9 protein-coding genes are annotated in these 12,849 nt (G+C 69.8%); 6 read left to right on the top strand and 3 right to left on the bottom strand.

All coding sequences use genetic code 11. The annotated features are described in order from the left end of the window. Positions 1–29: 29 nt before the first annotated feature. Positions 30–2,858: a carbohydrate-binding protein gene (locus ABD810_RS40530; protein ID WP_344953745.1), complete on the bottom strand. Its 2,829-nt coding sequence runs from the start codon at positions 2,856–2,858 to the stop codon at positions 30–32. Positions 2,859–3,058: 200 nt separating this feature from the next. After that, the gene (locus ABD810_RS40535; protein ID WP_344953748.1) at positions 3,059–4,360 is read right to left on the bottom strand and encodes an ROK family transcriptional regulator; all 1,302 of its coding nucleotides are present in this window, start codon (positions 4,358–4,360) and stop codon (positions 3,059–3,061) included. Between the two features lie 520 nt (positions 4,361–4,880). Here ABD810_RS40535 and ABD810_RS40540 point away from each other — a divergent pair. The 5 genes from ABD810_RS40540 to ABD810_RS40560 all read left to right on the top strand — a co-directional run bounded on the left by ABD810_RS40540 (position 4,881) and on the right by ABD810_RS40560 (position 11,133). Further along, positions 4,881–6,404 (top strand): discoidin domain-containing protein, encoded by a 1,524-nt coding sequence (locus ABD810_RS40540; protein ID WP_344953751.1) that lies wholly within the window; start codon positions 4,881–4,883, stop codon positions 6,402–6,404. A gap of 230 nt (positions 6,405–6,634) precedes the next feature. Continuing rightward, a complete protein-coding gene (locus tag ABD810_RS40545) occupies positions 6,635–8,098 on the top strand; it encodes a sensor histidine kinase (RefSeq protein WP_344953754.1) in 1,464 nt (487 codons plus the stop codon). Positions 8,099–8,303: 205 nt separating this feature from the next. Then, positions 8,304–9,647: a lipase family protein gene (locus tag ABD810_RS40550; protein WP_344953757.1), complete on the top strand. Its 1,344-nt coding sequence runs from the start codon at positions 8,304–8,306 to the stop codon at positions 9,645–9,647. 213 nt (positions 9,648–9,860) lie between these two features. Further along, positions 9,861–10,694, top strand: a complete 834-nt coding sequence (locus ABD810_RS40555; RefSeq protein WP_344953760.1) for an SRPBCC family protein — start codon at positions 9,861–9,863, stop codon at positions 10,692–10,694. Positions 10,695–10,791: 97 nt separating this feature from the next. Next, entirely contained in the window at positions 10,792–11,133 is a 342-nt protein-coding gene (locus ABD810_RS40560; RefSeq protein ID WP_344953763.1) for a hypothetical protein, read from the top strand. Between the two features lie 42 nt (positions 11,134–11,175). On the opposite strand, the gene ABD810_RS40565 is transcribed toward ABD810_RS40560, so the two are convergent. Then, positions 11,176–12,141, bottom strand: coding sequence for an AraC family transcriptional regulator (locus tag ABD810_RS40565; RefSeq protein WP_344953766.1), 966 nt, complete (start codon positions 12,139–12,141; stop codon positions 11,176–11,178). A 118-nt stretch (positions 12,142–12,259) separates the two neighbouring features. Here ABD810_RS40565 and ABD810_RS40570 point away from each other — a divergent pair, with 118 nt between their 5' ends. Further along, positions 12,260–12,763: an anthrone oxygenase family protein gene (locus ABD810_RS40570; protein ID WP_344953769.1), complete on the top strand. Its 504-nt coding sequence runs from the start codon at positions 12,260–12,262 to the stop codon at positions 12,761–12,763. Positions 12,764–12,849 lie beyond the last annotated feature (86 nt).

Genomic DNA, 12,849 nt, shown 5'->3' on the forward strand with positions numbered 1-12,849 from the left:
CGGGTGCTCGCGCCGCGCCGGCCGTGCCATTAGCGGGTGATGGTGAAGGTGTCCACGTCGAGCAGCGAACCCGATCCGCCGGTGAACGACAGGAACAGCGGTCCGGAGGCCGATCCGCTCAGTGCCGTCGACACCGTCGTGAAGGTGTCCCAGCTACCGGTGTTGGCGACGTTGACCGAGCCCAGCAGGGTGCCGGTGGCCGAGCCCGAGCGGATCTGGATCGTGCCGCCGGGGCCGCCCGAGGACACCCGGGCCGAGAACCCGGTCGCGCCCTGGGTGGTCACCGTCGAGTACCCGGCCCAGTCACCGCTGTCGATATACCCGAGCGTCGTGCCGCCACTGGCGCCCGCGTGGCTTGCGGGTTGCACGCCCGACTGCGAGGTGTACGCCTCGCCCTCGGTCGTGGTCCCGCCTGAGGTGGAGGTGCTGAAGGTGAACGCGTCGAGGTCGAACAGGTTGCCCTGGCCGGTCACGCCCTTGAACACCAGGAACAGCGTGGTGGTGCCGCCGGGCGCGTTCGCGATCGGAGAGGTGACGTTGACGAAGGTGTCCCAGCCTCCCGTGTTGGCGATGGTCATCGTCCCGAGGAGGGTGCCGGTCGCCGATCCCGCCCGCACCTCGAGGGTGCCGCCGACGCCGCCGGAGGAGACGCGGGCGGTCACGCTCCTGACGTTGCCGAGCGCGTACGGCTGGTAGGAGATCCAGTCGCCGTTGTCGGTGAAGCCCACCGTCTTGGCGCCCTCTGCCCCGGCGTGGTCCGCGGTCTGGATGCCGGACTGCGCGCTGAAGTGCTCGCCCTGCCGGTGCCGTGGCTGCAGGGTCCGGGCGTTGGTCGAGGTGAGGCCGCCCTTGTCGGTGTAGGAGGCCTCGAAGACGCCGTAGACGTTCGCCGCGACGTCGTGCTCACCGTCGACCGGCACCGCGATGGAGCCGCTGCATCCGGTCTTGGAGGTGATCTGGTGGCGGTGGCTGTCGTGGCCCAGCAGGTAGGTCACGGTCACCTTCGTGCAGTCGATCGTGCCGTCCTCCGGGTCGCTGACGCTGACCTGGAAGGGCACGGTCTCGCCGAAGGCGAACAGCTGGCCGTTCAAGGGCTGTGCCAGCGTCACCGCCGGGGCGGTGTTGCCCACGGTCACCACGAGGCTCGCCGACCCGGTCAGTCCCTGGGGGTCGCGGACGGTGAGCGTCGGGGTGTAGGTGCCGTTGGCGGTGTAGGTGTGCGAGGGGTTGGCCGCGGTGGAGGTGCCGCCGTCGCCGAAGTTCCAGGAGTAGGTGAGCGCTCCACCCTCGGGGTCGGAGCTGCCTGCCGAGGAGAACGTCACGGCCAGCGGGCTGGGGCCCGAGGTCTTGTTGGCCGAGACCTTGGCGATGGGGTTGCGGTTGGTCCCGCCGATGTACTCGATTCGGAACAGGGCCTGGTTGTTGCTCCCGGTGCCGTAGTCGAGCACGTACAGCGCGCCGTCGGGGCCGAAGGCCATGTCCATGACCTGCGTGCCGCTCCAGGGGAAGTCGCCGATGTCACCGGGGCCGCCGTCGGCCATGACCTCGATGGCCTTGATCCACCGGCGGCCGTACTCGCCCGCGAAGTACCTGCCGTCGAGCGACTGCGGGAACTTCACGGTGGAGTTGAGCGACGCGTTGTACCGATAGACCGGACCGCCCATCGGTGACTCCGAGCCGCCGCCGAACTGCGGCGGTGAGCCTGCCTCGCCGCCGTACCTGATCCAGCTCGGCTTGGCCGCGGGCAGCGTGGTCAGGCCGGTGTTGCGGAAGGAGTTGTTCGTCGGGCCGCCGGCGCAGTTGTACTTGGCGCCGGAGGGGCCGCTGGGGAAGGTGTACTCGTTGTAGGTCTCGGCGGTGGTGTTGGTCCCGGTGCAGTACGGCCATCCGTAGTTGCCGGGGCCGGTGATCCGGTCGAACTCCACCTGGCCGCCGGGGCCGCGGTTGGCGTCGGGGCCGCCGGCGTCGGGGCCGTAGTCGCCCAGGTAGACGATGCCGGTGGCCTTGTCTACCGACATGCGGAACGGGTTGCGGAAGCCCATGGCGTAGATCTCGGGCCGGGTCCTGGCCGTCCCGGGGGCGAACAGGTTGCCGGAGGGGATGGTGTACGTCCCGTCGGGCTGCGGCTTGATCCGCAGCACCTTGCCCCGCAGGTCGTTGGTGTTGGCGGCGGACCGCTGGGCGTCGAACTGCGGGTTGCGGTCGGTGCGCTCGTCGAGCGGCGAGTAGGAGTTCGACTCGAACGGGTTGGTGTCGTCGCCGGTGGTCAGGTACAGGTTGCCGGAGGCGTCGAAGTCGATGTCACCACCGACGTGGCAGCACTGGCCCCGGTCGTTGGCGACCGTGAGCACGACCTTCTCGCTCGCCAGGTTGAGCGTGTCGTCGGCGTTCAGCGTGAAGCGCGAGAGGTTCAGATGGCCCTTCCACTGGTCGAACTGCGCCTGCGTGCCGTTGGTCGGCGCGTCGCCGTCGGGAGTGCTCAGCCGGGGCGAGTAGTAGAGCCAGATGTAGCGGTTGGTGGCGAAGCCGGGGTCGGCCGCGACGCCCTGCAGGCCCTCTTCGTCGTGGGTGTAGACGTTGAGCTTGCCGGCCACCTTGGTGTTGCCGGCCGCGTCGGTGACGCGAACCGTGCCGTCACGGGCGGTGTGCACCACCGATCGGTTGGGGAGCACCGCGAGGGACATGGCCTCGCCGAGCTCAGCGCCTCCGGTGGCGAGGTTGACCTGCTGGTAGTCGGAGGCGGGGATGACGGACGCGTGGGCCGCCGGGCCGGTGGCCGTCATGGTCGCCACGGTGCCGGAGATGACCAGCGTGATCGTGGCGAGCAGTCGGGTCCACGGCCGAGGACGTGGTGACATGGGGGGTCCTTTCCTGACTTACGGGGTCAGTCAGGCAAGGCGCGCGCCGCCGCGCTTGTTGCCGGGTACTGCGGTCGATCCGTGGAGCTGTGCCCCTGGAGGGGTGCCGCCTCCAGGTGGGGCTGGTCAGGTTCGACCTGTTCAACCCTTGAACCGGGTAGAATTACTGCAAAAAGCGTATCAACTTTAGAAATTTGCTGTCATCTACCTGCCAGATTTGTTGGTGTCACCGCCGGTGGCGCCGAGCCGACCGCGGTGGGGTCATTGATCACCTGGTCGGCCACCATGCTCGCCGCGCCGCGCGAGGCGGCGCCGAAGCCGAGGCCGGACGCGAGGAACCGGCAGCGGGCGGCGGGACCGGCGATCACCAGTCGCTCCAGCTCCGCCTGAGCCGGCGGGATGAGCCGCTCGGCCAGCTTCGCGAAGTAGCCGCCGAGCACGATGACCCGTGGGTTGAAGAGGTTGACGAGGATGGAGCCGCCGAGCCCCAGCCACCGTCCGACCTCCGCCACCGCCGCCAGCATGCGCGGCTCGCCCGCGGCCAGACCACGGGCGATCTCGGCCACCCTCTCTTCCGGGTCGGGCGCCGGCGCGGTGCCGAGCTCGTACGCCAGCTCGGGCGTGGCCGCCCTGACCAGCACCGCGAGCCCGACCTTGGTCTCCCAGCAGCCGGTCCGCCCGCAGCCGCACCGGCTCCCGGTCGGGTCGACGGGCATGTGCCCGACCTCCCCGGAGAACCCGTCCGCGCCGCGCAGCAACCGGCCGCCGACGACGATGCCACCGCCGATGCCCACCTCACCGGTGAGGTAGACCATGTCGGCGGTGCCCGCGGCGACCCCGCCGGTGTACTCGGCCAGGGCCGCGAGGTTCGCGTCGTTGTCCACCATCACCGGTGCGCGCACGTCCCCGATCTCGGCCCGGAGCCGTTCCGCCAGCGGCAGATCCCGCCAGCCGAGGTTGGGGGCGAAGGCGACGGCACCGCGTGCGACGTCGACGAGGCCGGGAATCGCGACCCCGATGCCGGCCGGGGTGGCCCCGGCGCGGGTGAGATCGTCGATGGCCTCCTTCGCCACCCGGCCCAGTTCCTTGAGCGAGCGGTCGGGCCCCATGCCCATGGCGTCGAAGCCCACCCGCCGCTCGACCAGCACGCGGCCGGCGAGGTCGGTGCCGTAGACGGCGACGTAGTCGACGTTGATCTCGGTGCCGAGGACGCCGACGTGGGATCCGTCCAGCGCGACGGCACGCCTGGGGCGGCCGACCGCGCCCACGTGCTCGATGCCGACCTCACGGACCAGGCGCCGGTCGAGCAGCTCCGCCATCAGGCTGGAGACGGTCGCCCGGTGCAGGCCCGTAGCGTCGGCGATGTCGGAGCGGGAGCAGGACCCCTCGTCGCGCAGGTGCCGCAGGACCAGGCTCAGGTTGGCCCGGCGGAGCGACGCGTGACCCACCGCCTGCGCGCCGTTGCCGGCCACGCGAGTCGGGGGCTCTCGCCTCTGCGCCACGTCTTCACCGGTCCAGTTTGTATGTATCCAAGAGCAATTAACCGAGTTCTAACACGAGCAGTTCGGTCCGTAAATCCCCGGTGTTGGTAACGACTTGGCATCCGGCGGCCCTGCCGTGGTCGGCGCGGCGCGACGGTTCGCGTTACAGAAGCGTTACGAAAGGCGAAGCGCTTCGACACTTGCATGGCCTCGAACCGCGCTCTTTAATTCGACAAGCCCTGCAAATAATTTCCGTAAGACCGCAAGTTGCTCTTTGATGTTTGAAATTTCACGAGGAGGGTTGCGGCAACCACCCCCTGTGACTCCCGTCCGTCCGGCCGCCCCAGACCCGTGACGGGGCCGTTCCCGCCGACTTCGGCTCCGCCGCGGTGGTGCCGCTCGGGCCGGCCGGATGGACGGGACCCCCCTCTCCGGCCGGTCATGGCAGGTCCTGGTCCAGCCATGGCCGGCCGGGTCCACCAGGGGCGCGGCCCCTCGAGAGCCCGTCAACGTGGCACCCATCGACGCGAGGAGCCCACCGATGCCCAACTGGCGCAGCGTGACAGCCGCCGCCGTCCTGCTGGTGACGTCCGGACTGATGTCGGCCCCGGCGGGACCGGCCCTCGCCTCCGGAGCCGCGCCCCGCGCCGCCTCCGCGGCCGAGCCCGGGCACACCGCCACCGACGTGCACCTTTTCTACTATCCCTGGTACGGGTCCCCCGCGGTGTCCGGCGGCTACCGTCACTGGCAGCAGGGCGCCCACACCCCACCCGGCGACATCGGCGCCGACCTGTATCCCAAGCTCGGCGCCTACGACTCCGGCGACTTCACCGGCGCGGTCGCCCAGCACATGCGGTGGATCCAGCAGTCGGGCGCCGGCGTCATCGTGTACAGCTGGTGGGGGCAGAACTCCTACGAGGACCGGCTCGCCGCCGGCGTGCTCAGCACTGCCGCGCAGTACGGGATCAAGGTGGCCTGGCACCTGGAGCCGTACACCGGGCGCACCGCCGCCTCCACGGTCGCCGACATCAACTACATCAACACGCGGTACGGCGGCAGCCCGGCGTTCTACCGTGACGGGGCCCACGGCGACCGGGGCGCCTTCTACGTCTTCGAGAGCCTGCGGATCACCGACTGGACCGCCCTGGACCAGGTGCGGTCGAGCAGCATCGTGCTCGCGCAGACCACCGACACCTCCAAGGTCGCGCACTTCGGCGGGATGTACACCTACGACGCGATCGCCGGCGCCACCGCGCCCGGGTGGAAGAACGCGGGCGACTTCTGCAAGGCCAACGGCCTGGTGTGGGCGCCCTCGGTCGGCCCGGGGTACATCGACGACCGCGCCGTTCCCGGCAACACCACCCCGACGCTCGGGCGCGACAACGGGGCCACCTACGACACCGAGTGGCGGAACGCCCTGGCCCCGGCCACCGGCGGGTCTCCGAGCTGGGTGTCGGTCACCTCGTTCAACGAGTGGCACGAAGGCTCGGTGATCGAGCCTGCGGCCTCCACCCCGCCCCCCGGGATCGGGTACCAGACCTTCAACGGCGCCTACGGCAAGACGGGCGCCGCCGCCGAGACCGCCTACCTCGACCGGACCAGGTACTGGGTGGACCAGCTCACCGGGACCACCCAGCCGCCCGCCAACCCGAACCTGGCGGCCGGCAAGGCGATCAGCGCGAGCAGCCACACGCAGAACTACGTCGCGGGCAACGCCAACGACGGGAACCCGGGCAGCTACTGGGAGAGCGTCAACAACGTGTTCCCGCAGACGCTCACCGTCGACCTGGGCGCCGTGAACAGCGTCAGCAAGATCGTCCTGACCCTGCCACCCTCTCCCGCCTGGGGCACGCGGACACAGATTCTCTCGGTCCTCGGCAGCCAGGACGGCTCGGCGTACTCGACGGTGTCGGCCTCACGGGGTCACACCTTCACCCCGGCCTCAGGGAACACCGCGACGATCACCTTCCCGGCCACCTCACAGCGCCATCTGCGGCTGTCCATCACCGGCAACACCGGCTGGCCGGCCGGACAGGTCTCCGAGTTCCAGGTGTACCGGACGTGACGCTCCCCCGGCTTGACCTCGCTGTGACCTGATCAGACTACGCTTTTGTCTGATTTGCACGCTTTTGGGATATATGTTACTTTCTGCGTATCCCCAGCGAGTCGCTCATCAGTCAGGCGATCGCACACGGCCCGGCGTCTCATCAGCCGTAATGCTCGATCGAGCGCAGGTTCCCTACCGGCCGCACACCCGGTGATCCGGCTCGACGAGCATGCCTTGAGGAGGACTGCGTGCGCATCGCACTTCCGGCTTCACCCCGCCCGCTGTGGCGCCCCCGGTCCATACGGGGACGGGTCACCGCCCTGGTCGCCATCCTCGCCATGCTGCTCCTGGTCCCGTCCGGAGTGCTGGCGGGCGTGGTCGCGCGCCAGGAACTGACGAACGCCGGATGGCTGGACGCGCGGCGCGCGGCCGACCTGATGGCCGACGCCGACCGGGCCGGAAAGGTCACGGCCCCCATCATCACCAGCAGTGTCCCCGGCGTGGAACTGGTCCAGATCGTGGGGCCCGATCGCCGGGTCATCGCCTCCTCACCGGCCGCGGCGGGGCTCCCGCCGCTGATCGACACGTGGCCCTCGGCCAGGGACCCACAGCAGGACATGCAGACCTGTGCCAACCCCCGGCTGGGCTGCATCCGCCTCGCCGCCATCCGCGTGAGCTCCGCGCCGGACTCCAATGTGGTCTACGCCGGGGACCAGGTCCGATGGGTCATCTCCACAGCGGTCTTCGACGCGCTGTTCGCCGTGCAGGTCGCGGCGCTCATCTTCCTCGCGATCTGGGCGACCTGGAAGATAACCGGCCGGACGCTGCGTCCCGTCGAGGCCATACGCACCGAACTGGCCGCGACCAACGTCCACGACCTGAGCAGCCGTGTCCCCGAGCCCGCCGGTGACGACGAGATCGCTCGACTCGCGCGGACCGTCAACAGCACGCTCGAACGGCTGGAGAAAGCCAAGGACCGGATGGAGCAGGTGCTGGCCACGCAGCGGCAGTTCGCCTCGGACGCCTCACACGAGCTGCGCACCCCCGTCGCGGGGCTTCGAGCGCAGCTGGAGGAGGCCAAGATGCGCCCCCAGGACACCGACCTGGACCAGTTGCTCGACCGTACGCTCGGCGACGTCGACCGGTTGCAGGCCATCCTCACCGACCTGCTCCTCCTGGCGAAGATCGGCGGAGGCACGCCCAACGCGATGGAGGACGTGGACCTCGCCGAGTCGGTCCGCATGGAGGTCTCCCGGCGCTCCGACCGGCTTCCCGTCCAGCTCCGTCTCGCCCCAGGGGTGGTCGTCAAGGCCGTCGACACCCAGATCGCCCGCGTCCTGACCAACCTGCTGGACAACGCCCAGCGGCACGCCAGACGCCTGGTGTTCGTCGAGGTGCGCCGCGACAGGGAAAGCGCCGAACTGGTGGTGGCCGACGACGGCGACGGCATCGCCGAGGCCGACCGGGAGCGGATCTTCGAGCGCTTCACCCGCCTGGACGCCTCCCGCTGCCGCGACCGGGGAGGAACGGGCCTCGGCCTGGCGATCGTCCGCGACATCGCCCGTGCCCACGGCGGAACCATCGAGGTGGGGGTCTCGCACGCGGGCGGCGCCCGGTTCACCGTGCGACTGCCTCTCGCCGGCCCGCCCGGCGTCCCCGAGGAACCGGCCCCCGAGGGCGCGATGACGCTGGCCGCCTTCTCCGTTCGCTGAAAATCGCCTGGCCTCGCGAAAGCACCTGGAACGCGGCTCGGTGAATGAGTTTGCGACCGCATGAGATTCGGCCCGGGATGTCCAGGAAAGTGTGAAGGACAGGCGGATCTCGGGTGCATGTCATACGGATGACGATGCCGTCCTGCCTCATCGCCGAGACCGCCTACCAGTCGAAAGTACCGTCGCTGACGGGAAGGTGTATGGCGTGGCAAGCGTGGATACCACTAGGAACAATCGCCAGTCGGATAAAACGGTGACGGCCGCGGTCGGCCAGGCCGCCACCGGGAAAATGGTGAGTGGCACCAGGAAACCCGAGATGGCCGGAGGCGACTCTCTCACGACGGAGTGGGAGCGGAGGATGCGCGACATCCTCCAGCTCGGCGGGCTGTGGCGGCGGGACGCCAAGGCTCCGACCTACGAGGAACTCCGGCCTTACGGCCACCGCGAGACGTCGGGATTCCCGGTCTACAAGAATCTCGAGACACGGCTGCTGAACGCCGTCGACCATCCGGACCCCGAAATCGCCCATGTCATGGCGACATGCGCGGCGTACTCCTACTCGGACCCCGAGACCCTCTCCATGATCATGGCGAGAATGGGGCTCGAGGACAACGAATGCCGGATGATTCAGACCTCCGTCGACGCGATGCTGATTTCCTCGACCGCCTTCCTGATCCAGAGCAAGAGCGGCAAAGTCGGCATCCTGTGTTACCGGGGCACCGAGCCGCTGAATTTCATCAACTGGCTGAGCAACATCGACCTCGAACCCGAGCGGATGGGTTACCAGATCAGCGACCCATGTGCCACCGTGCACGCCGGCGTCTACCGCAACGTCCGGGCGACGCGCTACGAGGTCATGAACGCGCTGCGTGACGCCTGCGACCGGCGGTCGATCCGCGATCTCGGATCCGACGGCGGTTCGCGGCCCAACGGCACCGCGCAGGCCGACCAGGCCTACGGCGCCGAGCAGCCGGGGCTGGAGAACCTCGAGGCGCTCTACATCACCGGGCACAGCCTGGGCGGGGCGATGGCGGCGCTGATGGGCGTCATGATCAGGCACGAGCGCAAGTACAAGGAGGCGTTCGCCGACCGGCTCAAGGCCGTCTACACCTACGGCCAGCCCATGATCGGTGACCCGAGCTTCGCCGACGCCTGCGAGAGCGACGAGTTCCTCCGCCGGAACCTCATCCGCTACGTCTACGACAGCGACGTGGTCCCGCACCTGCCGTCCAGCGCGGCGGGGCCCTTCCGCCACTTCGGCCGGGAGTACCACTACCGGGTACCGCACCTCCGCAACAGTGTGCTGAGCCTGCTGACCAACGCCCGATGCGCCTCGCAGGTCAGGAAGGGCCAGTGGGAGGCCAGAAAGCATGCCACGTCGCAGATGACGGGCCTGCTCGGGCTCCCGATCTCGGCGCTGGCGTTCATCGCACGCAAGTTCCAGGCGACCCGCTCGCTGCCGGCGATGTACTCGATCGACGACCACCTGCCGCAGCACTACATCTCCGCGCTCACACCGCCCGGAGTGCAGAACGAATTCGGCGACTGAGCCGAACGGCGGTCCCGGCGACCGGGACATGACGCCTTGTGATCGCCGATCCGCCTGCGGGCGGGTCGGCGATCCGCTTGTGCGCGGTGACCACTCCCCCTCCATGCGGAGACAGGCATATAACTGAAGTGGTATGTTCGACTCATGTGCCGGGGTGTGGACACCTGGACGGGACCACGGGCGGCCTGCCCGTAGGAGCATGAGGAGCGGTGAATGAACGAGACCCTGCGGACCACCGGCGACCGGAGCGTCCTGCGGATGGAGCGCCGGCTGGCGCACCGCCCGGAGAAGGTATGGCGCGCGCTCACCCAGCCGGCGCAGCTCGCCCAGTGGTTCCCCAGTTCGGTGCGGCTGGAACTGCGCGTGGGCGGCGAGATCGCGTTCGACTTCCCCCCGGACACGCCGGGAGTCATCACCGAGCTGGATCCGCCCCGGGTCATCGCCTACACGTGGGACCGCGACCTGCTCCACTGGGAGGTCCGGCCCGACGGTGAGGGCACGCTGCTGGTCCTCACCCACACCATCAACGACCATTACGGCGCGCCCAGCTTCGCGGCGGGATGGACGACCTGCATCGCCGCGATGGACACGCTGCTGGCGGGCGGCGCCACCCCGCCATCCGGCGAGGCGGGCAACCCGGACGAGTTGATGGAGGGATTCGTCACCGCGCTGGGCCTCGACCAGGGCGTCACGGACGACCTCGGCGTGCGTTTCGAAAGGCAGCTCACCAGGCCCATCCCCGCCGTGTGGGCCGCCCTTGGCGGCGACCCCGGCGAAGGACGGGTGCCGGATGGATTCACCGTGCGGGAGTTCCCGCCCACCGGCCTGGGCGAGGTCAAAGCGCCTCACCTGCTGGAGTACGTCACGAGGTCCGGCCGGGTCCGCTGGGAGCTGCGAGACGGCACGGGCCAGGGCGCCCGCCTGGTCCTGACCCACGCCTGCCCGCCAGAGGAACGCGCGACCGCCCTGTCCGCCTGGCGCGAGCACATCGGGCGGCTCGCCCAGCGGCTGCTCAGCACGCCCAAGGACTCCGGGAAGCCCGCCTGAGCGGGCCGTCTCCAGAACCCCGCGTGGATGCCCGCGACCATTCGATCACTCTCAGTTACGATGGAGGGGCCGTAGATCAACGGTTGAGGAGAAAGCCATGCGACGTGTCCTGACCACGCTCAGCGCCCTGCTCGCCACCGCGCCCCTGACGCTCACGGCCCCGTGGCCCGCCGCCGCGGCCGTCGGAACCCTGACCATCCAGATCGAGGGGGTGGTGCACGCCAAGTTCGTCGACCCCGCGCCCGGGTGCTTCACCCTTCCCTCGTTCGGCCTCATGAGCCGCGTCCTGGTGATCAACAACACCGACGCCGACGTCATCCTGTACTCCGGCGAGACCTGCAAATCGGGCTTCCTGCGGGCCGCGAGCGGTGTGCGGGCGGGCACCACCCGCGAGCGCACGCTCATCGGCACGCACAGCCTCAGGGTCCAGCCCAGGTGACACACCGGCGACGGCCTGCCATCCCTTTCCCGGGTGAGTGCGTCAGCCGCCGGGAGAGGCGGTGGCGCCCTCCAGGACGCGCCCGGCGCGATGCTCCTGCGGGCTGATCCCGTGCACGCGCTTGAAGGCGGTGCTGAGGGCGAAGGAGCTTCCGTAACCCACCTGCCGGGCCACCGCCCCCACCGTGGCCTCGGTCTCGCGCAGCAGGTCGGCGGCCAGGGCCAGCCTCCAGCCGGTGAGATAGGCCATGGGGGGTTCGCCCACCAGCTCGGTGAATCGGCGCGCCAGGGCCGCGCGTGACACACCGGTGCCGGCGGCCAGCGTGGCGACCGTCCAGGGACGGCCGGGGTTGTTGTGCAGCATGCGCAGCGCCTTGCCGACCACGGGGTCGCTGTGCGCCCGGTACCACGCCGGCGCCTCGCCCTCCGGGCGGGAGAACCAGGTGCGCAGGACGGCGATGAGCAGCAGATCGAGCAGCCGGTCGAGTACGGCCTCCTGTCCCGGCTCGTCCTTGACGATCTCGGCCTCCAGCAGGGGGATGAGCGGGCTGTTCCAGGCGTCGCCCGGGAGGACGAGCAGCGGCGGCAGCGCCGCGAGCAGCCGCCGGTTGATCTCTCCGCGCATCTGGTAGGTGCCCGTGAGCATGACCGTCGGCCCATCGAGGCGGTCGCCCCAGGTGCGCACCCCCAGGTCCATGGCCTGGGTCAGGGACACCCCGTCGGGGGTGGTGCAGCGCTGACCGGGATGGATGACGACCTGCGGCGGGGTGGCCGGGTCGTCGGCCACGGTGTACGGATCGGGACCCCCGCTGATCGCGACATCGCCCGCGCGCATCCGCACGCCTGCCCCTTGGTCGGGAAGCACCCACGCGTCGCCGCGCACCATGGCCACCACGGTGAGCGGCGCCTCGTCCTGGATCCGCAGGCACCAGGGCGGGGAGAGGATCGAGCGGAGCAGGAAGGCCCCTCGCGCTCTCGGCCCGTCGAGCAGGCCGGCGAGAGTGTCCATGGGGTCACTGTAGACGCCCGCACATGGAGTCGCGCTTTTCAGCCATGGCCCGTCTTGTGGTGGGGGCGTTTCACTGACCTATGCGGAACTCGACGACCTCATCACCTCGGAGAACTCGATGGGACAGTTACCACAGACCACCAGCCTGGTCGCGGCCACGATCACCGGCGGCCTCGTGGCGGGCCTCTTCTACTCCTACGCCTGCTCGGTCATGCCCGGCCTGCGCCTGACGGACGACCGTACCTTCGTGGAGACGATGCAGAGGATCAACGTGGCGATCCTCAACGGCTGGTTCTTCATCGCCTTCCTCGGCACGCCGGTGCTCATCGTGCTGGCGGTGGTGCTCTCGTTACAGGGGGACGGGCGCTCCGTGCTCCCCTGGCTCGTGGCCGCGCTGGTCCTGTACGGGGCGACGCTGGCCGTCACCTTCGCCGTCAACGTGCCCATGAACAACGCGCTCGGCGCGGCGGGTGAGCTGGACCGCGTCCCCGACCTCGCCGCCGTGCGCGAGCGCTTCGAGGCGGGCTGGGTCCGCTGGAACCTCGTCCGTACGGTGACCTCCACCGCGGCGTTCGGCTGCCTGGTCTGGGCTCTCGTCGTGCACGGCACGACGCTGTCGTGACCCCGCTCCGGCGCCCCGGTTCCGGGGTCAGACGTTGAAGTACTTGGCTTCGGGGTGGTGCACGATCAGCGCGGAGGTGGCCTGTT

It is taken from the genome of Sphaerisporangium flaviroseum, from assembly GCF_039537005.1.
Lineage (GTDB): Bacteria > Actinomycetota > Actinomycetes > Streptosporangiales > Streptosporangiaceae > Sphaerisporangium > Sphaerisporangium flaviroseum.